This is a genomic window from Paracidovorax wautersii (genome assembly GCF_031453675.1).
Lineage (GTDB): Bacteria > Pseudomonadota > Gammaproteobacteria > Burkholderiales > Burkholderiaceae_C > Paracidovorax.
Genome location: NZ_JAVIZX010000001.1, coordinates 2,767,371 through 2,790,753, shown reverse-complemented (window position 1 = coordinate 2,790,753; position 23,383 = coordinate 2,767,371). Strand labels below are relative to the sequence as shown.

Sequence of the window (23,383 nt, the reverse complement as noted above, 5' to 3'; positions counted from 1 at the left end):
GCCCGCAGGCTCTCAGGCCTTCTTTGCCGCCTCGCGGTAGACGAGTAACGGCGCTTTGCTCTCTTCGATCGTGGACTCGTCCACCACGACCTTTTCCACATTGGTGGCGTTGGGCAGATCGAACATCGTCCCGATCAGGGACTGCTCCAGGATGGACCGCAGGCCCCGGGCGCCGGTCTTGCGCGCCAGCGCCTTGCGGGCGATGGCCTTCAACGCGGCTGGGCGGATTTCCAGATCCACGCCTTCCATCGACAGCAGCTTGCTGTATTGCTTGACCAACGCGTTCTTGGGCTCGGTCAGGATCTGCACGAGCGCGTCCTCGCTGAGCTCCGCCAGCGCCGTCACCACGGGCATGCGGCCGACCAGTTCGGGAATCAGACCGAACTTGATCAGGTCCTCCGGCTCGATTTCGGTGAACACTTCGGTAAGCGAGCGCTGCTTCTTGCTCTTGACGGAGGCTCCGAAGCCGATGCCCGATGCCTCGGTGCGGCTTTCGATGACCTTTTCCAGGCCGGCGAAGGCGCCGCCGCAGATGAAGAGGATGTTGGTCGTGTCGATCTGCAGGAAGTCCTGGTTGGGATGCTTGCGCCCGCCCTGGGGCGGCACGCTGGCCATCGTGCCTTCGATCAGCTTCAACAGCGCCTGCTGCACACCCTCGCCCGACACGTCGCGCGTGATGCTGGGGTTGTCCGACTTGCGGGAGATCTTGTCGATCTCGTCGATGTAGACGATGCCGCGCTGCGCGCGTTCCACGTCGTAGTTGCAGCTTTGCAGCAGCTTCTGGACGATGTTCTCGACGTCCTCCCCCACATAACCGGCTTCGGTCAGCGTGGTGGCATCCGCCATGACGAACGGTACGTCCAGCATGCGTGCCAGCGTCTGTGCGAGCAGCGTCTTGCCCGACCCCGTGGGGCCGATCAGCAGGATGTTGCTCTTGGACAGCTCGACATCGTCCTTGCCGGCCTTGTCCTTGTGGCGCAGGCGCTTGTAGTGGTTGTACACCGCGACGGACAAGGTCCGCTTGGCAACGTCCTGGCCGATCACGTAGTTGTCGAGGTTCGTCTTGATCTCGGATGGCGTCGGCAGATCGCTGCGACCCTCGCGCGCGCTCTCACCCGTGGGCAACTCGTCGCGGATGATCTCGTTGCACAGGTCAATGCACTCGTCGCAGATGAAGACAGACGGACCGGCGATCAGCTTCTTTACCTCGTGCTGGCTTTTGCCGCAGAAAGAGCAGTAAAGGGTTTTTTCGCTGGAAGAGCCTTTTTTCTCGGCCATGGGGGCAGTGCCTTATGACAAGGGAAGTTGTCAAGATGATAACGAAATAAAAAGCGGCGCTTTCCCTGGGGGAAAACGCCGCGCGGCAGACGCGAAACGCTCAGGGGCGCTTGGCGATCACCTCGTCCACGATGCCGTATTCCTTGGCCTCGTCGGCCGTCAGGAAGTAGTCGCGCTCCGTGTCGGTCTTGACCTTTTCCAGGGGCTGACCGGTCCGTTCGGCCAGGATGCGGTTCATCTGGTCCTTGGTACGCAGGATGTCCCGTGCGTGGATCTCAATGTCCGTCGCCTGGCCACGGGCACCGCCGAGCACCTGGTGGATCATGATCTTCGAGTTCGGCAGCGAGAAGCGCTTGCCCTTGGCACCCGCGGCCAGCAGGAACGCCCCCATGCTGGCGGCGAATCCCAGGCACATGGTGGAGACGTCGGGTTTGATGAACTGCATGGTGTCGTAGATCGACATGCCGGCAGAAACGCTGCCGCCGGGCGAGTTGATGTAGAACGAGATGTCCTTGTCCGGATTTTCACTCTCCAGGAACAGCAGCTGAGCCACCACGAGGTTGGCCGACTGGTCGTTGACCTCGCCCACCAGGAAGACGATGCGCTCCTTCAGCAGGCGCGAATAGATGTCGAAGGACCGCTCGCCACGGCCAGACTGCTCGATGACCATGGGGATCATTCCCAGGGCCTGTGTTTCCAGTGCGCTCATGTGTTTCTCCAATCAGTCGGATACTGTACCCAGAAATGACTTGGGGCTTGCGCCCGAAAGCACAAGCCCCCCGAATCGGTGCCAGGTCGGCCATCCGGCCTCCCCGGCGCAGGGCATCAGCCCTGCTGTCCCATCAGTTCGTCGAACGAGACGGCCTTGTCGGAGACCTTGGCCTTGCTCAGCACGAAGTCGGTCACGTTGTTCTCGATGACCACGGCCTCGACTTCGGCCAGGCGTTGGCGGTCGCCGAAGTACCAGCGGACCACGTCTTCCGGCTTCTCGTAGCTGGCTGCCAGCTCGTCGATGTGGGCCTTCAGTTGCTCGGGCTTGGCATGCAGTTCGTTGGCGCGCACCAACTCGGCCACCACCAGGCCCAGGCGCACGCGGCGCTCGGCCTGGGGACGGAACACGTCCTCGGGAATCTCGGCCTTGTCGGCGTCCTTGATGCCGCGCTGCTTCAGATCGGCACGGGCGCCTTCCAGCAGGCGGGCGATCTCGGCCTGCACGCTGGCATTGGGCAGATCCAGTTCGGCCTTGGACACCAGGGCATCCATCACGGCCTGCTTGTTGCGGGCCAGCACGCGGAACTTGACTTCACGCTCCAGGTTCTTCTTGATGTCGGCGCGCAGGCCTTCCACCGTGCCGTCGGCGATGCCGAGGGACTTGGCCAGTTGCTCGTTCACTTCGGGCAGGTGGGCAGCTTCGATCTTCTTGACCGTCACCAGGAAGTCAGCCGTCTTGCCGGCCACGTCCTTGCCGTGGTAGTCCTCAGGGAACGCCAGGGGGAAGGTCTTGGACTCGCCTGCCTTCATGCCGCGCACGGCGTCCTCGAACTCCTTGAGCATCTGGCCTTCGCCGACCAGGAACTGGAAGTCTTCGGCCTTGCCGCCGGCGAAGGTCTCGCCGTCGATCTTGCCTTCGAAGTCCACCGTCACGCGGTCGCCGTCTTCAGCGGGCGTGCCTTGTGCGCGCTGGGCGAACGAGCGGCGCTGCTTGCGCAGGATGTCGACCGTCTTGTCGATGGCGCTGTCGGTCACTTCGGCGGACAGCTTCTCGACTTCGGCATCCGACAGGTCACCGATCTTGACTTCGGGGAACACTTCGAACACGGCGTCGAAGGTCACCTGGCCTTCGGGAGCGCCGTCCTTCTCGGTGATACGGGGCTGGCCGGCCACGCGCAGGTTGGCCTCGTTGGCCGCCTGGGCGAAGGCTTCGCCGACCTTGTCGTTCAGCACTTCGTACTGCACGGAATAGCCGTAGCGCTGGGCCACCACGCTCATGGGCACCTTGCCGGGACGGAAGCCGTCCATCTTGACGGTACGGGCCAGGCGCTTGAGGCGAACGTCGACTTCGGACTGGATCGCGGTGACGGGCAAGCTCAGGGTGATCTTGCGCTCGAGCTTTTCAAGGGTTTCAACAGTAACTGCCATGGCTCTTCCTATATGAATGGATTCCGCTCGCGGTGCCGAAGCAGCCGCAGCGTGGTGCGCGGGGGGGGACTCGAACCCCCACACCATTGCTGGCGTCAGGACCTAAACCTGGTGCGTCTACCAATTTCGCCACCCGCGCATTTCTTCAGACAAACAGGCGGCAGGCAGGGCCAGCCATCTGTGTGAAATTGGTCAACCTTAGATTTTACCCTGTCGGCAGACCGTTTCCGATCAGCCGCCCTGGACGGGCTCCGGATCGGGCCTGCGCACGCGGAACCAGGCCGCATACATGGCCGGCAATGCCAGCAGCGTCAGGACCGTCGCCACGATCAGGCCGCCCATGATGGCGACGGCCATCGGGCCCCAGAACACGCTGCGCGAGAGCGGGATCATGGCCAGCACCGCTGCCGCGGCCGTGAGCACGATAGGCCGCAGCCGGCGCACGGCTGCCTCGACGATCGCGTTCCACGTGGGCACGCCGGCCGCGCGGTCCAGCTCGATCTGGTCGATCAAGATCACCGAATTGCGTTGGATCATGCCCATGAGCGCGATCACGCCGAGCAAGGCGACGAAACCGAACGGCCGGTTGAGCAGCAGCAGTGCGGCCGCCACCCCCGCGATGCCCAGCGGCCCCGTCAGGAACACCAGCAGCGAGCGGCTGAAGCTGTGCAGCTGCAGCATCAGCAGCGTGAAGACGATGAACAGCATGATGGGAATGCCGGCCACGATGGACGACGAGCCCTTGCTGCTTTCCTCGACGGCGCCCGCCACCTCGACGCGGATGCCGGTGTCGCCCTCGGCATGCCACTTCGATTCCAGCTCGCGCAGGCGCGGCAGCAGTTGCTCGGTCACCGTGGCGCCCTGCAGGCCTTCCGCGATGTCGCCCTGCACCGTAATGGCGTAGTTGCGGTTCCAGCGCCACATCACGCCCGGCTCCCAGGTAAAGACGGGCTTGGCGATCTGCGCGAGCGGAATGGCGCGGCCCGATGCCGTGGACACATAGGCACTGCCGATGTCAGAGATGGCCTCGCGCTCGTCCGGGGTCTGGCGCAGCACGATGTCGATCAGCTTGTCGTTCTCGCGGTACTGCCCTACCGTGTTGCCCGAGAACATGGTGCGCGACGCCTGGGCGATGCTCGAGCTGGTCACGCCCAGGGTGCGTGCCTTGTCCTGGTCCACCTCCAGGCGGATCACCTTGACCGATTCGTTCCAGTTGTCGTTCACGCCCAGCAGGTTGCTGTTGCCGCGCATCACCGCCTTGACCTCGTCCGCACGCCGGCGCAGTGCAGCCGGGTCGCTGCCGATGACGCGGAACTGCACGGGGTAGGCCACCGGGGGGCCGCTGGACAGCAGCTTCACGCGCCCGCGGGCTTCGGGAAATTCCTCGGCCAGCACCTGCGGCAGCCGCAGCCGGATGGCCTCGCGCTCGGGCAGGCTCTTGGCCAGGACGATGAACTGCGACACGTTGGTCTGCGGGAACACCTGGTCCAGCGGCAGGTAGAAGCGCGGCGTGCCGGAGCCGATCCAGGTCGCCACGTTCTCGACGCCCTGCTCCTGCATCAGCCGCTGCTCCAGGCGCTTGGCCACGGCCTCGTTCTCGGAGAACGAGGTGCCCTCGGGGAACCAGAGGTCGACCATGATCTCGGGCCGGCTCGAATCCGGAAAGAACTGCTGCTGCACCCGGCCCATGCCCACCAGTCCCAGCGCGAAGATCAGCACCGTGGCGCCGATGGTGAGCCAGCGGTGCTCCACACACCAGCCCACGGTCCTGCGGAAGCGGTTGTAGAAGGGGCTGTCGAACAGCTCGTGCGGCGGGGCGTTCGGGTCGTGCGGCTTCACCTTGAGGAGCAGCGTGCCCAGGTAGGGCACGAAGTACACCGACACCAGCCATGACAGCACCAGCGCGATGACCGTCACGGCAAAGATGGCGAAGGTGTATTCGCCGGTGGCCGACTTGGCGATGCCGATGGGCAGGAAGCCGGCCGCAGTGATCAGCGTGCCCGTCAGCATGGGCTTGGCCGTCACGTCGTAGGCATAGGTGGCGGCGCTGACCTTGTCGTAGCCCTCCTCCATCTTGCGCACCATCATCTCGACCGCAATGATGGCGTCGTCCACCAGCAGCCCCAGCGCGATGATGAGCGAGCCCAAAGACACCTTGTGCAGCCCGATGTTGAAGTAGTGCATGGCCAGGAAGGTCACGGCCAGCACCATGGGAATGGTGATGGCCACCACCAGCCCGGGCCGGTAGTCGATGTGCCAGCCGAAGCGCCCGCCCTTGTGCAGGCCCAGCGAGATGAAGCTCACCGCCAGCACGATCACCACCGCCTCGATGAGCACCTTCACGAACTCGTTGACCGACGTGGACACGGCCGCCGGCTGGTCCTGCACCTGGGCCAGCGTCATGCCCGCCGGCAGCGTCTGCTGGATCCGAGCCGCGGCCGTGCGCAAGGCCTCGCCCATGGCGATGATGTCGCCCCCCTTGGCCATGGCGATACCCAGGCCGATGACCTCATGGCCCTGGAAGCGCACCTTGACCGACGGCGGGTCTGCGTAGCCCCGCCGCACCTCGGCGATGTCGCCCAGACGCAGCTGGTTGCCGCTGCTGCCGCGGATCGGCATGGCGCGCAGCTGCTCCACATCGGTGAACTGCCCGCCCACGCGCACCTGCACCACGTCCTGCGGGGCCTGGATGGTGCCGGCGCTCTCCACGGCGTTCTGCGCGCCCAGCTGCTGCAGCACGGCGTTGAAATCCAGGCCCAGCTGCGCCAGGCGCTTCTGGGAGACCTCGATCCAGACCTTCTCGTCCTGCACGCCGAACTGCTCGACCTTGGCCACATGCTTCACGCGCAGCAGCTGCTGGCGCACGTCGTCGGCGAAGTCCTTCAGTTCGGCATAGCTGAAGCCGTCGCCCTGCAGCGCGTAGATCACGCCGAAGACGTCGCCGAACTCGTCGTTGAAGAACGGGCCCTGGATGTTGCCCGGCAGCTGGTAGCGCATGTCGCCGATCTTCTTGCGCACCGTGTACCAGACGTTGGCCACCTCGGCCGGCTTGGAAGAGTCCTTCAGCTCGAAGATCACCTGCGACTCGCCCGGCTTGCTGTAGCTGCGGATCTTGTCGGCGTACGGCACTTCCTGCAGCGTGCGCTCGATCTTGTCGGTCACCTGCTCGGCCACCTGCTGCGCGGTGGCGCCGGGCCAGTAGGTCCGCACGACCATGGCGCGGAAGGTGAAGGGCGGATCCTCGTCCTGCCCCAGCTGGAAGTACGCGGCGAAGCCGAGCACCATCAGCACCACCATGAGGTAGCGCGTGAGGGCCGCGTGCTCCAGCGCCCACTTCGAGAGGTTGAAGCCCTCTTTCGTCGGTGTCTGCGACATGGCGGGCCCTTATCTGGCGACGCTGGCTGCGCCGGCGGCATGGGATGCCGCCGAAGCAGCGGACGACGCAGGCGCGGCAGAAGACTGCCCCGCGCCATCAGCTCCGCTTTTCATAGCACCCTGCGCTTGCTGCTCAAGCGCCGGAGCCCCTTTTGGCTGATAGATGCGCACCTTCTGCCCTGCAGTCAGCACATGCACGCCGGCCGAGACCACCTGCATGCCGGGCTGCAGCCCGGAGGCGATCACGGCCTCGTTGCCGTCCGCCGTGGCCACCGCCACCGGCTGCGAACGCACCGTGCTGCTGGCGGGCTCGTACACCCACACGGCCGTCTGCCCGCCCTCCTGGCGCAACGCGCTGGTGGGCAGCTTGAGCACGGGCTGCGTGGCAGAAGGCTCCAGCGCCTGCGGCGCCACGTAGACCGTCGCGCCCAGCGGGGGCACATCGGCGCCTTCCACGGCGACCTTCACCTGGAAGGTCCGCGTCACCGGGTCGGCGCTGGCGGCCACCTCGCGCACGCGGCCGGCCAGCGCCGCGCCGCCCGCCCATGGGCGCACCGCCACGGACTGGCCGGGGCGCACGCGCGCCACCCGGTCCTCCGGCACGACGAAGACCACGTCGCGCGGCCCGTCCTGGGCAATGCGCACCACGGGCGTGCCTGCGGCTACGACCTGGCCCGGCTCGGCATCGATGCCCGTCACCACGCCGGACGCATCCGCCACCAGGCGCGTGTAGGCTGCCTGGTTGCCCTGCGAGGCCAGCTGCGCCTGGGCCTGGTCGAGCGAGGACTGGGCCGACTTGAGCGACGCCTCGCGGCGCTCCAGCTCGGCGCCGCTGATGAAGTTCTGCGCCTTCAGCGCCGCATAGCGACGGTAGTCCGCAGCGGCCAGGTCCCGCTGCGTGCGGGCGGCCGCCACCTGAGCGCGGGAGGCCTCGGCGGCGAGCTCATAGTCGCGCGGGTCGAGCTGGGCCAGCACCTGGCCGGCCTGCACGCGCTGGCCCAGTTCGGCCTGGCGCTGCACGATCTTGCCCGCCACGCGAAAGCCCAGCCGCGACTCCACGCGGGCCCGCACCTCGCCGGAGTATTCGAGCTGGGAATGCAGCGGCGCGGCGCCCACCGTCACCAGCTTGACGGAACGTATCGGCTCGGCCGGCGGCGCCGGGCGCGAACAGCCCGCCAGCACCGCGGCGGCGATCAGCAGACCGCCCAGCGCACGGGATCGGGGACGGCCAGCGGCCCCTCGGCTGGGCTGCGCCGCAGACGGCAGCCCCTCTTCCATCGACGCGCCCTGCCGATGCGCAAAAACCGGCCGGCGCGGGCTGCGCGGCGCAAAGATGCTGGTCATGGAAGAGTCCCTGGATGTTATTACTGACTGACTGGTTAGTAATCTATGAGAAGCCATCCCGGGTTGTCAAGCGCGACAATCCCGGCGTGCAAGCCCCCGAATCACCCCGCCCCCCAACAACCCCGCCAGTCGCGCCTCTGGCGCCGCCCGTGACGCATTACGAGAATTTTCCCGTCGCGTCGCTGCTGTGCCCCCCGCATCTGCGCCAGCCGATTGCCGCTATCTATGCCTTCGCGCGCACGGCCGACGACCTGGCCGACGAAGGCGACGCCACGCCCGACGCCCGCCTGGCCGACCTGACCGCCTACCGCGCGCAACTGCACGCCATGGCCGCCGGGGAACCCTTAGCCCCCCGCTGGACGGCCGTCTTCGCGCCCCTGCAGGCCGTGCAGCGAACCCATGCGCTGCCGGTGCCGCTGCTGGACGATCTGCTGGATGCCTTCCTCCAGGACGTCGCCTTCTCGCGCGACCAGGCGACCTACGCCGACCGCGCCCAGCTGCTGGACTACTGCCGCCGCTCCGCCAACCCCGTGGGCCGCCTGCTGCTGCATCTGTACGGCGTGCACGACGGGCCGGCCCTGGCACAGAGCGATGCCATCTGCTCCGCGCTGCAGCTGATCAACTTCTGGCAGGACCTGAGCGTGGACCTGCCGCGCTGCCGCCACTACCTGACCGACGCCGACTGCGCCGCGCACGGTGTGGACCGGACCACGCTGGCAGCGCTGCGGCGCACGCCGCAGACCGACGCGCTGGTGATGGACTGCGCGGACTGGGCCCGCACGCTGATGCTGCAGGGCGCGCCGCTGGTGCGCCGCCTGCCCGGCCGCGTCGGCTGGGAGCTGCGCCTGGTCGTGCAGGGCGGGTTGCGCATCCTCGACAAGGTGCAGGCGCTGAACGGCGGCAGCCTGCAGACGCGTCCCACGCTCGGCCCGCTGGACGGGGTGCGCATGCTGGCGCGCGCAGTGCGCATGTGACCCGGTGCGCCGCCCTGTAACCCCTACGCATCAAAAAACATAGCTGCCCGCGCCCGTCCCACCTGCGCCAGAGGCCCAAAACACTTCAAATGCGCCAGGGCAGCGGGCGCTGCCATGGGACAATCCGCCCCCTATGACCCCGGAACAGTACGTCCAACAAAAAGCCGCCGGCTCCGGCAGCAGCTTCTATTACGCCTTTCTGTTCCTGCCCGCGCCGCGGCGCGCGGCCATCACCGCCTTCTATGCCTTCTGCCGCGAGGTGGACGACGTGGTGGATGAAGTGTCCGACGCCGGTGTGGCGCGCACCAAGCTCGCCTGGTGGCAGGCCGAGGTGGCCAAGTCCTTCGCCGGCCAGCCCACGCACCCGGTGATGCAGGCCCTGATGCCGCACACCGCCACCTACGGCATCGAAGAGCGCCATCTGCAGGCCGTGATCGACGGCTGCCACATGGACCTGGAGCAGACCCGCTACCTGGACTTCGCCGGCCTCACGCGCTATTGCCACCTGGTGGCCGGCGTGGTGGGGGAGGTGGCGGCCCGCATCTTCGGCCAGACGCAGGAAGCCACCACGCAGTACGCGCACAAGCTGGGCTTGGCGTTCCAGCTCACCAACATCATCCGCGACGTGGGCGAGGACGCCATGCTGGGCCGCATCTACCTGCCCGTGTCGGAGCTGCAGCAGTTCGACGTGAAGGCGCACGAGATCCTCAAGCGCCAGTACTCCGACCGCTTCACCGCGCTGATGCGCTTCCAGGCCGAGCGTGCGCACCAGTTGTACGACGAGGCGCTGGCCCTGCTGCCGCGCGAAGACCGCCGTGCCCAGAAGCCGGGCCTGATGATGGCCAGCATCTACCGCACGCTGCTGCGCGAGATCGAGCACGAGAACTTCCAGGTGCTGCACCAGCGCATCGCGCTCACGCCGCTGCGCAAGCTGTGGCTGGCGTGGAAGATGCAGGCCCTGGGCCGCATGTAGCCCGCTACGCCCCCCGGCCGCCGCTGCGGCCTGCGCCCCGCTTCGCGGGATTCACCCGAGGTTTTGCCCCATGACTTCCATGCCGCGCTCCGCCGCACCTCATCGCCGCCTCCAGGGCCTGGCCGCCGCGCTGCTGGCTGCCAGCCTGCTGCTGCCGGCCACGCCCAGCCACGCGTTCTGGGGCCTACTGGGCAAGGCGGGCAAGGCCGCCAGCGCCGGCAAGTCGGCGGGGGCCGCCGGCACCGCGGGCAAGGCGGCCGTGGCCGGTACGGCAGCGGCCGGCGGCGCAGAACTGGCGGGCGTGGGTGCCAAGGGCGTGCTGGCCGCAGACGACGCGGCGCGGCGGGCCGGCAAGGCGCCATTGGCCGAGGGCAGCCTGGCGCACACCACGCTGTCGGCCAACGCCCTGCCGCCCGAGGTGGCGCGCTACCTCTCCAAGCCGGCGAAGTCGCTGACCGAAGCCGATACCTCGCACATGGTGCAGCTCTACCAGGACCTGATGGCCCGTGCCGGCAAGACGGGCGACTTCACGGCCGTGGAGCGCATGCCGCCGGCGCACGGCGCCAAGACGCTGCAGGGCACGCAGGCCACGCCCCCCGCCGCCGCAGCCGCCCCACCCGTGGCCGCCGGCGCACCCGCAGCCTCCGGCCTGTCGACAAGCGCCGAGCTGTCGCTGCACGCGCTGCGGCTGCTGGCCCATGCGGCGGGCGCGGGCAACCGCAGCGCCCAGCAGAATCTGCAGCAGCGCTGCCAGTCCGCCGCACCGGCCGGGCTGGAGGCCGAGCAGGCCGCCATGTGCAGCAGCGCGCGGCCCGCGCCCGCGGCCCCTTCGCCCAAGCCATGAAGGTCGCCGTCGTCGGCGCGGGCTGGGCCGGCATGGCCGCCGCGCTGGGCGCCGCCCGGCAAGGCCATGCCGTCACCGTCTTCGAGGCCGCGCGCACCGTGGGTGGGCGGGCGCGGGCGCTCACCGTACCCGCGCAGGACGGCACGCCGCTCACGCTGGACAACGGCCAGCACATCCTCATCGGCGCCTACGCCGAATGCCTGCGCCTGATGCGCAGCGTGGGCGTGGCCGAGCGCGATGCGCTGCTGCGCATGCCGCTGGCCCTGCCCTTCGCCGACGGCACCGGGCTACGCCTGCCCGACCTGCCCCCGCCCTGGGATGCGCTGGTGGGCATCGCCCGTGCGCGCGGCTGGTCGTGGGGCGAGCGGCTGGCGCTGCTGCGCACGGCGGCGGCCTGGCGCCTGGGCGGCTTCACCTGCGGGCCGCAGTCCACGGTGGCCGATCTGTGCGCCCACCTGCCGGCGCGGCTGCAGCAGGAGTTCATCGATCCGCTGTGCGTCTCGGCCCTGAACACGCCGGCCGCGCAGTCCAGCGGGCGCGTCTTCTTGCGCGTGCTGCGCGACAGCCTGTTCAGCGGGCGCGGCGGCTCCCACCTGCTGCTGCCGCGCGTGGACCTGGGCGCCCTGTTGCCCGAGCCCGCGGCGCAGTGGCTGCGCGCGCACGGCCACACCGTGCACCTGGGCCGCCGCGTGGCAGCGCTGCAGGCCGCGCAGCCCCAACCCGGCTGGCTGCTGGACGGCGAAGCCTTCGATGCCGTGGTGCTGGCCACCACCAGCACCGAAGCGGCCCGCTTGGCCGGCACGGCCGCAGCCACGCTGCCTGCCCAGTCGCCGCACGGGATGGCGCTCGCGGCCTGGGCCGCCTGCGCCCAGGCCCTGCCCTTCACCGCCATCGCCACGGTCTACGCCCGCCATCCCGCCGCGCGGGGGCCGGTGCTGCCCGGGCCCATGGTGGCGCTGCGCAGCGGCCCGGGCCAACCGGCCCAATTCGTCTTCGACCGCCAGCCGCTGGGCGGGCCGGCCGGGCTGCTGGCCTTCGTGGTGAGCGCCTTCGAGGGCGAACGCAGCACGCTCGAAGCCCAGGTGCGCCAGCAGGCCGCCGAGCAGCTGGGGCTGGCGCCGCTGGAGATCGTGCAGACGGTGGTGGAAAAGCGCGCGACGTTCGCCTGCCTGCCGGACCTGCAGCGTCCGGCGCTGCAGCCGGCACCCGGGCTGGCGCTATGGGCCTGCGGCGACTACATCGACGGGCCCTACCCCGCCACGCTGGAGGGGGCCGTGCTCAGCGGCACCGCGGCAGCGCAGGTGCTGGGCAGCGCCTAGGCCTCGATATCCAAGCAAAAATGGCCTGCAGCGCTTATTCCACCAGCGCAAGCAGCTATTACATCTATAGCAATCAAGTGATAGCTGGCGGCTGGGCGCGGGGCAGCACATCTGCCAGCGTGACGACCGCCAGCCCCGTGTGCCCCCAGAAACGCTCCAGGCTGTCGGCCGGCTCGATCAGCAGGCGCTGCACCAGCGGCTGCAGCGGCGTGGCGGCCGGGTCGGCCACCAGCACATAGCGCGACTGCCGCGTGTCCAGCGCGCCGGACGCGGTCTCGTTCACCTGCACCGCCCAGTCCAGCGCCGTGAGGGCCTCCAGCACGGGCTCCAGCTGCAGCACATCCACGCGCAGCCGCTGCGCCAGCTGCGGCGCCGTGAAGCCGCGCTCAGGGCCCTGGCGGGCGCGGTGCAGCTGCAGCAGCACCTCCACCGCCAGCTGGAAGGTCCAGCCCGGCCCGCTGGGGCGCCGCGCCACGCCCGCCAGCAGGCTGGGCAGGTAGGCGGCAACCACGGCCCCCAGCAGCACGATGACCCAGGCCACATAGACCCACAGCAGCAGGATCGGCAGCGTGGCGAAGGTGCCGTACAGCACCGAGTACGTAGGCACGGAGGCCAGGTACAGCCCCAGCACCTTCTTGGCCACCTCGATGCCCACCGACACGAACACCCCGCCGGCCCAGGCATGGCGCCAGCTCACCTGCGTGTTGGGCACGTAGCGGTACAGCGCCGCCATGCCGGCGGCCAGCACGAAGAACTCGATGGAGTCGAACAGGAAGCGCGCGCTGCCCGGCAGCGTCTCGCCGATGCCGCGCGAGGCGGCCGAGGCCATGGAGGTCGTCAGCGCCAGGCTGGCCGCCAGCACCAGCGGCCCCAGCGTGATGGCCGCCCAGTAGATGAGCACCCGCTGCCCCAGCGGCCGCAGCTGCCGCACCCGCCAGATGTTGTTGAGCGTGCGGTCGATGGTGAGGATCAGCGCCAGCGCGGTGACGAGCAGGATGGAGAACCCCGCCACGCCCAGCCCGCTGGCCTTGGCCGCGAACTGGGTGAGATAGCCCAGCACGGGCCGCGAGATGCTGTCCGGCACCAGGCTGTCCACCAGCCAGCGCTGCAGCACGAACTGCATCTTCCCGAAGATGGGAAACGCGGTGAACACCGCCAGCGCCACGGTGACGAACGGCACCAGCGCCAGCAGCGTGGTGAAGGTGAGGCTGCTGGCCGTCAGGCCCAGGCGGTCTTCGCGAAAGCGCTCGCGCAGCGTGTGCGCGGTGGTGCGCCAGGGGAAGTGCGATAGGTCCACCAGCCAGGCTTCCAGGCGTGCGGCGGTGGACTGTAGGGTCTGCGACATGGCCGATATGATCCCCGATTCGGCAACGCCCCGCCGGGCCCGCACCCAAAGAATCCCGCCGCCGCCCCACGGCGGCATCGCTCCATGAACGCTCCCTCCGACCCCTCTCCCGCCACCGACGTCGCCGCCACGCGGTGGCTGGCCGTGGGCAGCCTGCTGGGCCTTATCGTGCTGTGCCTGGCGTGGGAGCTGTGGCTCGCGCCCCTGCGCCCGGGCGGGTCGTGGCTGGCGCTCAAGGCCCTGCCGCTGGCGGTTCCGCTGGCCGGGCTGCTCAAGCGGCGCATGTACACCTACCGCTGGGTCAGCCTGGTGGTGTGGCTGTATTTCACGGAAGGTGTCGTGCGCGCATGGAGCGACCCGGCCCCCGGCCGCTGGCTGGCCCTGGTGGAGGTCATCCTGTGCCTGGGCCTGTTCACGGCCTGCGCGCTGCACGTGCGGCTGCGCCAGCGCCATGCGCGCGCGGCCGCCCAGGCGGGCACGCCGTCCGCTGGGTAGCGGAGGGGTAAAGGGACGGGTAGAGGGGGCGGGTTACTCCGCGCCCTGCGCCCCGTCCAGTGCGATGCCCGGGTAGCCGGCCACGGTGCGCGCCTGCAGGGCGATCGCATCGAAGAACACCCGCGCCGCGGGTGAGAGGGAACGCCGCGGCCGCTGCAGCAGCATGATGCGCCGTGCGATGTGCGGCGCTGCCAGCGGACGGAAACGCAAATCGCCCAGCAGCGGGTGCTGCGCGGTCAGCGCAGGCATGACGGCCACGCCCAGCCCCAGGCGGATCGCCTGGCACAGCAGAAGCGTGTGGGAAACGCGCAGCCGCGGCCGCCGCACGCTGTCGGGCAGGCTTTCACCGGACTGGAGCAACTGGCTGATAGCCGTGTCTTCCGTCAGCCCGATGCAGTCGCGCCCCGCCAGCTGCGACGCCTGCAGCGTGGGCCCTTGCAGCAGCGGATCGTCCGCGCGCGCCAGCAGGCCCATAGGGTCGCGCAGCAGCGGCTGCGCCTCCAGGCCCTGCGCCGTGGGGTGCCAGCCGCTGATGCCGAAGTCCACCTGCCCCTCGCGCACCAGCCGCGTGATCGTGCTGGCGACCTCTTCGAACAACTGCACCTGGATGTGCGGGTGGCTGCGCTGCAGGGCAGGCAGTGCCGGCAGCACGATGGCCGCCAGCACCGACGGCGCCGCGGCAATGCGCACCTCGCCCCCGCGCAGCGAGGCCAGGTCGTCCATGCGGCGCAGCCCCTGCTCCAGCGCCGCCAGGGACTGCTGCACGTCTTCGAGGAACGCGCTGCCGCCGGCCGTGAGCCCCACCGAGCGGGTGGTGCGGTCGAACAGCCGCACGCCCACGGCCTCTTCCAGCTGGCGGATGGACTCCGACAGGGCCGACTGCGTGATGTGCAGCTGGCGCGCCGCGGCGGCGAATGTGCTGCTGCGTGCCACCTCCTGGAAGGCGCGCAGCTGGCGCAGGCTGACATTATTCGGAAGCACCGGCATAACCCTGCGAATTATTCAAATTGCCTTGAGTCTAGTCTGGCCTTAGGCTCACAGGCTTCGCACAGCGCTTTCCACGCCATGGATCGCTGCGCATCGACCACCGAGACTTCACGCCATGACCCAGCCCTTCATCGACCAACTGCGCGCCATCGTCGGCGCCCCCCATGTGCTGACCGAGGGCGACCTCACCGCGTGGGAACAGGATTGGCGCCGCCGCTCGCGCGGCAAGGCGCTGGCCGTGGTGCGGCCCGGCAACACGGCCGAGGTGGCCGCCGTGGTGAAGGCCTGCGCCGCGAACGGTACGGCCCTGGTACCCCAGGGCGGCAATACCGGCCTGGCCGTGGGATCGATCCCCGACGCGACGGGCACGCAGGTGCTGCTCAGCCTGACACGCCTGAACGCCGTGCGCAGCGTGGACACCGACAACCTCACCATGACCGTCGAGGCCGGCTGCATCCTGCAGAACCTGCAGGAGGCGGCCGAGAAGGCCGGCCTGCTGTTCCCATTGAGCTTGGCGGCCGAGGGCAGCTGCACCATCGGCGGCAACCTAGCGACCAATGCCGGCGGCACCCAGGTCGTGCGATACGGCAACACACGCGACCTGTGCCTGGGCCTGGAAGTGGTCACGCCGCACGGCGAGGTGTGGGATGGGCTGAAGGGCCTGCGCAAGGACAACACGGGCTACGACCTGCGCGACCTGTTCATCGGCAGCGAAGGCACGCTGGGCATCATCACCGCCGCGACGATGAAGCTCTACCCCCAGCCCGCCGCCAGCCTGACGGCCTGGGCCGCCGTGCCGTCGATGGCGCATGCCGTGCAACTGCTGGCCCTGGCGCACAAGCATCTGGGCGCAGGCCTCACGGGCTTCGAGGTGATGGGCCGCTTTGCCCTGAGCCTGGTCGCCAAGCACATGCCGCAGCTGCGCGTGCCCTTCATCGACCAGGACGACGTGCCCTACGGCGTGCTGCTGGAAAACAGCGATAGCGAATCCGAAGAGCACGCCCGCGCGCGCTTCGAGGCGCTGCTCGAAACGGCGTTCGACGCCGGCTGCGTGCAGGATGCCGTGGTGGCCGAGAACATCGCCCAGGCCCACCAGCTCTGGCATATCCGCGAGAACATTCCGCTGGCCCAGGCCGAGGAAGGGCTGAACATCAAGCACGACATCTCGGTGCAGATCCCGCGCATTCCGGCCTTCGTGGAATACGCCGACGCGCTGCTGCAGCGCGAGATCCCCGGTGTGCGCCTGGTCAACTTCGGCCACCTGGGCGATGGCAACCTTCACTACAACGTGCAGGCCCCGGCCGACGGCGACCCCAAGGCCTTCCTGCGCGAGCAGGAGGACCGCGTCAATCACCTGGTCTACGAGGCCGTGGCGCAGTTCGGCGGCTCGTTCTCCGCCGAGCACGGCGTGGGCGAACTCAAGGTGGACAAGCTGCAGAAGTACCAGTCGCCCGTGGCGCTTTCCATGATGCGCGCCATCAAGGGCGCGCTGGACCCGCAGGGGCTGATGAACCCGGGACGGGTGCTGCCTGCGGTTTGAACGCGCAGCGGGCCGCTGCCCCGCTACCCCGCCCTCAGCGCCGCGCGTTCTCCCGCATCGTCAGCACGTCGGCCGGCAGGGGCACCGGCGTGCCCTGGTCCTGCACGTCCCATTCCTCGCCGCCGGTGAGCAGCCACACCCGTACCGCATCCGCAGCGGGGTGAATCACCACGGCCGCCTCTTCCGAACCACCCTGGTGCGGCCGGTTGCCGATGATGAACAGCAGCTTGCCATCGCGCTGCAGCGGGCCGCTGACGCCCAGGTTGTCCAGCAAGACGGGGTAGTTCACCTCGCCCATCAGGCCGCGCAGCCGCTCGGCCAGCGGCCCTGTGCGCAGGAAGTCTGTGCCGCCGGAAGGGCGGCGCCCCACCTGCGCCTCCAGGCTGGCCCAGCGGTTCGCGGCCGGCGCGCCAGACGTTGCCGTTGCGGGTGCCGCGGTGGTAGCCGCCCCCGCAGCGGCGGGCGCTGCAGGCGCCGTGGCGCCGCAGCCCGCCAAAAGCACAGCACACGACAGGCCGGCCAGCAATGCGCAACGGTGCGGGGCAAGGGACGGGGACGAACGCATGGCAGGAATTCCTTCGGTCAACGGTCAGGCAAAGGGGCGAGCTTACCGCCGCCTGCGCCGCCCGGCGCCACGGCCTAAAATCGCGCGTTTCGCCCTCAGCCCTTCCGCCTTCGTCATGACCGACCACGCCCGCCCCATCCGCTCCCAGTACGAAGACTTCATGCGCCACGTGGCCACCCACGGCGTGGCCAAGGGCGATCGCACGGGCACCGGCACGAAAAGCGTCTTCGGCCACCAGATGCGGTTCGACCTGAACGAAGGCTTTCCGCTGGTGACGACCAAGAAGGTGCACCTCAAATCCATCATTGTGGAATTGCTGTGGTTCCTCACCGGCTCCAGTGACAACCACTGGCTGAAGGAACGGGGCGTGACGATCTGGGACGAATGGGCGCGCGCGGACGGCGACCTGGGCCCCGTCTACGGCGTGCAGTGGCGCAGCTGGCCCACGCCGGATGGCGGCCACATCGACCAGATCAGCCAGGTGATCGACACGCTGAAGAAGAACCCCGACTCGCGCCGCATCATCGTCAGCGCCTGGAACGTGGCCGATCTGGACAAGATGGCCCTCATGCCGTGCCATGCGTTCTTCCAGTTCTACGTGGCCCCGCCGCAGGCGCCCGGCGAGCGCGGCAAACTGAGCTGCCAGCTCTACCAGCGCAGCGCCGACATCTTCCTGGGCGTGCCGTTCAACATCGCCAGCTACGCCCTGCTCACGCACATGGTGGCGCAACAGTGCGACCTGGATGTGGGCGACTTCATCTGGACTGGCGGCGACTGCCACATCTACAGCAACCACGCCGAGCAGGTGGCGCTGCAGCTGTCGCGCGCGCCGTTCGCGTACCCCACGCTGCGCATCCTGCGCAAGCCCGCTTCCATCTTCGACTACCGGTTCGAGGACTTCGAGGTGCAGGGCTACGAACACCACCCGGCCATCAAGGCACCGGTGGCGGTATGAGGACGGAAAAGTCCATGGAAATCGCCCTGATCTATGCGCGCGCGGCCAACGGCGTGATCGGCAAGGACGGCGTGATGCCCTGGCATCTGCCGGAGGACCTGGCGCACTTTCGCGCGCTCACGCAGGGCCACCCGGTCATCATGGGCCGCAAGACCTGGGACTCGCTGCCGCCGCGCTTTCGCCCCCTGCCCGGCCGCGCCAACATCGTCGTGACCCGCCAGGCGGACTGGCAGGCCGAAGGAGCGCAGCGCGCCGCCAGCCTGGAAGAGGCCCTCTCGCTGGCCGCGGCCGCACACCCGGCCACGGCGTGGGTGATCGGTGGCGCGCAGATCTACGCGCAGGCCCTGCCGCTGGCGCAGCGCGTGGAGGCCACGGAAATCGCCCGCGACTACGACGGCGATGCCCATGCCCCGGTGCTGGGCCCCGCATGGCGCGAGGTGCAGCGCGCACGCGGCGTATCGGCCACGGGCCTGGACTACAGCTTCGTCACCTACAGCAAGGTCGAGTGAGCGGCCCGCGCCGGAGGCTGCGGCGGCGGCGGTGCGCCCAGGTCGTCGCCATGGCGCGCAAAGCGCCTGAGTCGATCGATGTCGAGCACGTCCACCGTGCCGTACCGGATCTGCAGCAGGCCGGCGTTCTCCAGCTCGTGCAAGGCGCGGTGCGCGATCTGCCGCGAGACGCCCGCCAGACGCCCGACGTCTTCCTGCGAGATGCGCAAGGCCTTCTCGGCGTTCGGGTTCAGCTGCGGATTGAAGAGCTCGGCCAGGCAACTGGCGACGCGCGCGCTGATGTCGTGCATGCGGTAGCTCTCCGCCAGGGCGACGAACTGCCCCACGCGGGCATTGAGCTGGTGGATCATGAAGTGGCAGAACGGCAGGCTGTCGCCCAGCAGGTAATGGAAGGTTCTGCTGGGCATGACCGCCATCCGGCTGTCGTGCACAGCCACCACGGAGTACGGCCGCAGCTCCCCTTTCAGCAGTGACCCTTCGCCCAGCCAGCCCCCGGAAGAGATCCCGCTGAGCGTGGTGCTGCGGCCGTCGGCGGCCAGCAGGTCCACGCGCACCATGCCTTCCACCACGCCGAACCAATGCGCGGCCAGCGTCCCCCGCTCGCACACCACGGCACCGGCTGCAAACGTCCTGTCCTGGGTCTCACGCTCCACGCGTTCGCGCTGCTCGTCGGTGAGCTCACGCGCCCACGCGGTGGCCCGCAGCATCGCGATGGTGTGGACATGGTTTGTCATTCGGATGACTTTCTGCAGCGGTGCCCCACTGCCGCCACGTGTCTTTGCAAGGACTTTCTTGCCGGGGGCGAATGCCTAGAATTTTTTCAGAACAAGAAGAAGCAGCTGTCGGAGCCAACGCAGTGTAAGAGGCCCAACCCAACGGAGACAAACCATGAAATACCCTCGATTTCCCGCAAGCAGCGCCGCCGTCGCGGCCTGCGCGTCCGTCTTGATCGCGGCCTGCGGAGGCGACGACGACGATGCCCCGCCACCCGCACCGCCCGTGGCGTCTGCCGCACAGCAATGCGCATCACTGGCGGGCACTTCGGTCGGTGGCGCCACGCTGAACGCCGCCACGCTGGTCGCGGCAACGGCCACGGCAGCCGAGTTCTGCAAGGTCACCGGCACGTTGCACGGCACGCTCAACTTCGAGGTGCAGCTGCCGAGCACCTGGAACAACAAGATGCTTTATGCGGGCGGCGGCGGCTGGAACGGCAGCATTGCCATCACGCCCATCTCGCCCAGCGGTTCCACGGCGGGGTATGTGCTGGTGGCTTCTGACGGGGGCCGCCAGGGCAACGGGCTGGATGCCTCGGTATTTCTCAACAACCCCACCGCGCAGGCAGACTTCGGATACCTGTCGGTGCATTCCGTGAGCGAAGTGGCGAAGGAGCTGATCCGCAAGCGCTACGGCACCGACGCCGCCTTCAGCTACTTCGAAGGCTGCTCCAACGGCGGGCGCGAGGCCCTGGTCGCCGCCACGCGCTTTCCCACCGATTTCGACGGCATTGTCGTGCGGGCGCCAGCCTATTCGTTCACCGAACTGTTCCAGGCTTTCGTCTCCAACGGCAAGGCACTGGCGGCGCCGGGCGGCCGCGTCAGCAGCGCGAAGGCAGGCTTGATCGGCCGCACCGTCGTGGCTCAGTGCGACCGGCTGGATGGCGCTGCGGACGGCATCGTCAGCAACCAGGAGGCCTGCAACTTCGACCCCGCCGTGCTGCGCTGCACGGCCGACGACGGCCCCGACTGCCTGACGGATGCGGAGGTGAGCACCGCCCAGACGATGTACGCCGAACTGCGCCGGCCCGACGGGACGAGCATCTACCCGGGCTGGGGCCCGGGCGGCGAAGACATCGGCTGGCCCCTGTGGGTCACCGGCACGGCCATCGGGGGCGTGGGCCTGCAGTTCCAGTTCGGGACCGGCCTCGTCAACTACTGGGTCACCGGCGACCCCAACTTCAACCCGCTGACCTTCGACGCCGAGCGCTACCGCGCCGGGCTGCAGCTGGCTGCCACGACCCTGGACGCCACGCCGGATCTGGGCCCGTTCTTCCAGCAGGGCGGCAAGATGGTCTTCGCCCATGGCACCCACGACTGGGCCATCAGCTACAAGGCCTCCATCCGGTATGTGGAACAGGTGGCCAACAAGGTGGGCGGCGTCGCTGCGCGGGACCAGTCCCTGGAATTCTTCCTGCAGCCCGGGGTGCAGCACTGCTCAGGCGGCGTGGGCCCGGACACGGTCGATCTGGTCGACGCCGTGTCGCGGTGGCGTGAAAGCGGCACCAAGCCGTCTGCGCAGAACATCGTCGCGCGCACCCTGGCGCCCGAGACGCGCGCGGTGCAGCAGTCCCGGCCGCTGTGCAAGTACCCGAGCTTTCCCAAATACCGCGGCTCCGGCGACCTGACGGCAGCAGAAAGCTATACCTGCCAGACGTCATGACATGAGGCGGGGAGCGGGGAGCGCACGGAAGCGGCGCGCTCCCCGGCTGCGTTGGGCAGCAGCACGGAGCAGCGCATCATTAAAATTCCCGTTTTTCTCAACGGACTGCGGCCCCATGCAAATCGCCACCTGGAACATCAACTCCCTGTCCGTGCGGCTGCCCCAGGTACTGGCCTGGCTGGAGGCCAACCCGGTGGATGCCATCGGCCTGCAGGAGCTCAAGCTGGTGGACGAGAAGTTCCCGCACGACGCCTTCGAGGCCGCCGGCTACCACGCCGTGGCCTTTGGGCAGAAGACGTACAACGGCGTGGCGATCCTGAGCCGCACCCCGTTGCGCGACGTGGTGCGCAACATCCCCGGCCACGAGGATGCGCAGGCCCGCGTGATCGCCGCCACGCTGGACACGCCGCAGGGCCCGCTGCGCTTGATCAACTGCTACTTCGTGAACGGCCAGGCGCCGGGCACGGAAAAGTTCGAATACAAGATGCTCTGGCTGGCCGCGTTGCACCGCTGGGTGAAGGAAGAGCTGCTGGCGCACCCGCGCCTGGTGCTGGTCGGCGACTTCAACGTGGCGCCCGAAGACCGCGACTCCTTCGACCCGGTGGGCCTCAAGGACACCATCCACCATACCGTGGAGGAGCGCACGCATTTCCAGGAGCTGCTGCAACTGGGGCTGACGGACGCGTACCGGATGTTCGATCAGCCCGAGAAGAGCTTCTCGTGGTGGGACTACCGCATGCTGGGCTTTCAGAAGAACCGCGGCCTGCGGATCGACCACATCCTGGTGAGCGACGATCTCAAGGGCAGCGTGCAGGCCTGCACCATCGACCGGGCGCCGCGCAAGAACCCGCAGCCCAGCGATCACACGCCGGTCGTAGTGACGCTCGGCTGAGGTAGCGCCTGGAGGGCCGCGGTCCGCATTGCGGCCTGCAGCCCCCACCCGCGGACATTCCACCAGCTGACAAAAAAAGCCGCCCCGAGGGGCGGCTTTTTGCCAGGAAGCGCGGCAGGGTGATGAGTCAAGAGGCCATCACCGGCACCGCGCCATCTGCGCCATTCGCTGTATCAGCGGGCTGCAGCCTGGTAACGGTTGCGCAGGTCGCGCACTTCGTCGTGGTTGCGCTGAGCGCCCTGCGCCTGGCGCTCCACCAAGGCCCGGACCGAGGCGGGCAGCGGGGCCTTCAACGCCTTGCGGTAGCGGGCTACGGCGGCGTCCTCGCCGCGCTCGCACTCTTCCAGCACGGCCTTGTCATCGCGGGTCGTCATGGCGGCCTTCACCGAAACCCAGCCACGGTGCAGTGCGCCAGAGACCGTGCCACCCGACGAGGGCTCGCCGCCATGGTTGCGGATTTCGCGCTCCAGCTCTGCTGCGGCGGCAGCGCATTCGCTGGCATGGCGCAGGAAGATGCCCTTGAGTTCGGGCGATTCAGCGTGCTCGGCCGAGGTACGGAAACCGTATTCGCCGTCGCGGCAGGATTCCAGCAGATCGTCCAGCACGTCGACCACGTCGTCGTTGTCGACGATGGCGCTGTCGCTACCCGTGCTCGATTGCGTCATGCTGCCCACCGTGGCGCCCGCGCCGGAGGTTCCAGCGGCGCCCAGGGTCGCTGCGCCTGCGGCCAGGCCCGCGCCGGCGGTGGCCGTCGTGGTGCCGGAGCCGGCACGCTCCCACGCGGCGCGGGTCGCCGGGCGGGCTTCGTCCCACTCCAGGCCGCTGGTGCCGCGAGCCTGGCCCCAGTCGCGGGCCAGGTGCGGCTCCACGGTGTCGAAGTCGCCTTCATAGCGGCCGACCGAGCTCCATCCCAGCTCGTAGGCGGGGCGGTACTCGTCATAGGTGCGATCGCCGGAGTAGTAGGGCTCGCGCTGGTAGCTTTCGCGCCAGTAGGCGTCTTCTGCCGTGGGATTGACCGACTCGGCCGCAGCCTTGCCGGCCAAGCCACCGACCACCGCACCTGCCACGCCGCCGACGGCAGCGCCGATGGGGCCGCCCAGCGAGCCGGCAGCGGCGCCGGCAACGGCTCCGCCTGCGGCGCCGACGCCCGTACCGACGGGATGGGCGCCCGGCTCGTTGGTCAGCGGGTCACGGTTTTCACGGGTTGCATCGTTGAAGTCCGACATGAATGAGCTCCAGTTGGTTGAACAGTGGATTCATTCTGGAAGTCGGTTTTTTGCGCGTCGGTCGGCCCACGCGTTGCCCCCCTGTAGGACAGCCGCGCGGGGCCACGACATGTTCCAAACCCATGCCGGCAACGCCATTACGCTATAAATATAATAGCATTAAGCGCTTATCCATCAAGCGCCAGCG

The 23,383-nt window shown here is 68.7% G+C and carries 20 protein-coding genes and 1 tRNA gene; 10 read left to right on the top strand and 11 right to left on the bottom strand.

Annotated elements, in window-relative coordinates; all coding sequences use genetic code 11:
* Window positions 1–12: 12 nt before the first annotated feature.
* The 6 genes from clpX to QE399_RS12555 form a co-directional block, all read right to left on the bottom strand.
* Window positions 13–1,278 (bottom strand): ATP-dependent Clp protease ATP-binding subunit ClpX, encoded by a 1,266-nt coding sequence (clpX, locus tag QE399_RS12580; RefSeq protein WP_309829130.1) that lies wholly within the window; start codon window positions 1,276–1,278, stop codon window positions 13–15.
* Window positions 1,279–1,378: 100 nt separating this feature from the next.
* Entirely contained in the window at window positions 1,379–1,987 is a 609-nt protein-coding gene (gene clpP / locus QE399_RS12575) for an ATP-dependent Clp endopeptidase proteolytic subunit ClpP (protein ID WP_309829129.1), read from the bottom strand.
* 116 nt (window positions 1,988–2,103) lie between these two features.
* Window positions 2,104–3,417 (bottom strand): trigger factor, encoded by a 1,314-nt coding sequence (gene tig, locus QE399_RS12570; RefSeq protein ID WP_309829128.1) that lies wholly within the window; start codon window positions 3,415–3,417, stop codon window positions 2,104–2,106.
* Between the two features lie 52 nt (window positions 3,418–3,469).
* Window positions 3,470–3,556 (bottom strand) — tRNA-Leu (locus QE399_RS12565).
* Window positions 3,557–3,648: 92 nt separating this feature from the next.
* The gene (locus tag QE399_RS12560; RefSeq protein ID WP_309829127.1) at window positions 3,649–6,792 is read right to left on the bottom strand and encodes an efflux RND transporter permease subunit; all 3,144 of its coding nucleotides are present in this window, start codon (window positions 6,790–6,792) and stop codon (window positions 3,649–3,651) included.
* A 9-nt stretch (window positions 6,793–6,801) separates the two neighbouring features.
* Window positions 6,802–8,070, bottom strand: a complete 1,269-nt coding sequence (locus tag QE399_RS12555) for an efflux RND transporter periplasmic adaptor subunit (protein ID WP_405044103.1) — start codon at window positions 8,068–8,070, stop codon at window positions 6,802–6,804.
* Window positions 8,071–8,222: 152 nt separating this feature from the next.
* Here QE399_RS12555 and hpnC point away from each other — a divergent pair, with 152 nt between their 5' ends.
* From hpnC to hpnE, 4 genes are all read left to right on the top strand, one after another.
* On the top strand, window positions 8,223–9,110 hold the full coding sequence (gene hpnC, locus QE399_RS12550) for a squalene synthase HpnC (protein WP_309829125.1): 888 nt from the start codon (window positions 8,223–8,225) through the stop codon (window positions 9,108–9,110).
* A gap of 133 nt (window positions 9,111–9,243) precedes the next feature.
* Window positions 9,244–10,083, top strand: a complete 840-nt coding sequence (hpnD, locus tag QE399_RS12545; protein ID WP_309829124.1) for a presqualene diphosphate synthase HpnD — start codon at window positions 9,244–9,246, stop codon at window positions 10,081–10,083.
* Window positions 10,084–10,153: 70 nt separating this feature from the next.
* Window positions 10,154–10,927 (top strand): hypothetical protein, encoded by a 774-nt coding sequence (locus QE399_RS12540; protein ID WP_309829123.1) that lies wholly within the window; start codon window positions 10,154–10,156, stop codon window positions 10,925–10,927.
* Window positions 10,924–12,246: a hydroxysqualene dehydroxylase HpnE gene (hpnE, locus tag QE399_RS12535; RefSeq protein ID WP_309829122.1), complete on the top strand. Its 1,323-nt coding sequence runs from the start codon at window positions 10,924–10,926 to the stop codon at window positions 12,244–12,246. Before QE399_RS12540 ends, hpnE begins: the two co-directional genes overlap by 4 nt.
* A 73-nt stretch (window positions 12,247–12,319) precedes the next feature.
* Here hpnE and QE399_RS12530 read toward each other — a convergent pair whose 3' ends face one another.
* Window positions 12,320–13,591 carry a YihY family inner membrane protein gene (locus QE399_RS12530; RefSeq protein ID WP_309829121.1) on the bottom strand — a complete coding sequence of 424 codons (1,272 nt, stop codon included), beginning with the start codon at window positions 13,589–13,591 and terminating at the stop codon, window positions 12,320–12,322.
* 84 nt (window positions 13,592–13,675) lie between these two features.
* On the opposite strand from QE399_RS12530, the gene QE399_RS12525 reads away from it, so the two are divergent.
* Window positions 13,676–14,086 carry a DUF2069 domain-containing protein gene (locus QE399_RS12525; protein WP_309829120.1) on the top strand — a complete coding sequence of 137 codons (411 nt, stop codon included), beginning with the start codon at window positions 13,676–13,678 and terminating at the stop codon, window positions 14,084–14,086.
* A gap of 33 nt (window positions 14,087–14,119) precedes the next feature.
* Here QE399_RS12525 and QE399_RS12520 read toward each other — a convergent pair whose 3' ends face one another.
* Complete coding sequence (locus QE399_RS12520) at window positions 14,120–15,073, bottom strand: LysR family transcriptional regulator (protein WP_309829119.1); 954 nt, start codon at window positions 15,071–15,073, stop codon at window positions 14,120–14,122.
* Between the two features lie 115 nt (window positions 15,074–15,188).
* Here QE399_RS12520 and QE399_RS12515 point away from each other — a divergent pair, with 115 nt between their 5' ends.
* The gene (locus QE399_RS12515) at window positions 15,189–16,613 is read left to right on the top strand and encodes an FAD-binding oxidoreductase (protein WP_309829118.1); all 1,425 of its coding nucleotides are present in this window, start codon (window positions 15,189–15,191) and stop codon (window positions 16,611–16,613) included.
* Between the two features lie 34 nt (window positions 16,614–16,647).
* On the opposite strand, the gene QE399_RS12510 is transcribed toward QE399_RS12515, so the two are convergent.
* Window positions 16,648–17,178: a hypothetical protein gene (locus QE399_RS12510; RefSeq protein ID WP_309829117.1), complete on the bottom strand. Its 531-nt coding sequence runs from the start codon at window positions 17,176–17,178 to the stop codon at window positions 16,648–16,650.
* Between the two features lie 115 nt (window positions 17,179–17,293).
* On the opposite strand from QE399_RS12510, the gene QE399_RS12505 reads away from it, so the two are divergent.
* Together QE399_RS12505 and QE399_RS12500 are read left to right on the top strand one after the other, a co-directional pair.
* Window positions 17,294–18,133 carry a thymidylate synthase gene (locus QE399_RS12505; RefSeq protein ID WP_309829116.1) on the top strand — a complete coding sequence of 280 codons (840 nt, stop codon included), beginning with the start codon at window positions 17,294–17,296 and terminating at the stop codon, window positions 18,131–18,133.
* Window positions 18,134–18,147: 14 nt separating this feature from the next.
* Entirely contained in the window at window positions 18,148–18,642 is a 495-nt protein-coding gene (locus tag QE399_RS12500; protein WP_309829115.1) for a dihydrofolate reductase, read from the top strand.
* Here QE399_RS12500 and QE399_RS12495 read toward each other — a convergent pair.
* The gene (locus QE399_RS12495; protein ID WP_309829114.1) at window positions 18,624–19,376 is read right to left on the bottom strand and encodes a Crp/Fnr family transcriptional regulator; all 753 of its coding nucleotides are present in this window, start codon (window positions 19,374–19,376) and stop codon (window positions 18,624–18,626) included. The genes QE399_RS12500 and QE399_RS12495 overlap by 19 nt on opposite strands.
* Window positions 19,377–19,530: 154 nt before the next feature.
* Here QE399_RS12495 and QE399_RS12490 point away from each other — a divergent pair, with 154 nt between their 5' ends.
* Together QE399_RS12490 and xth are read left to right on the top strand one after the other, a co-directional pair.
* Window positions 19,531–21,078 carry a tannase/feruloyl esterase family alpha/beta hydrolase gene (locus tag QE399_RS12490; protein ID WP_309829113.1) on the top strand — a complete coding sequence of 516 codons (1,548 nt, stop codon included), beginning with the start codon at window positions 19,531–19,533 and terminating at the stop codon, window positions 21,076–21,078.
* Between the two features lie 115 nt (window positions 21,079–21,193).
* Window positions 21,194–21,970: an exodeoxyribonuclease III gene (gene xth / locus QE399_RS12485; protein WP_309829112.1), complete on the top strand. Its 777-nt coding sequence runs from the start codon at window positions 21,194–21,196 to the stop codon at window positions 21,968–21,970.
* Between the two features lie 173 nt (window positions 21,971–22,143).
* Here xth and QE399_RS12480 read toward each other — a convergent pair whose 3' ends face one another.
* Entirely contained in the window at window positions 22,144–23,196 is a 1,053-nt protein-coding gene (locus tag QE399_RS12480; RefSeq protein ID WP_309829111.1) for a ferritin-like domain-containing protein, read from the bottom strand.
* Window positions 23,197–23,383 lie beyond the last annotated feature (187 nt).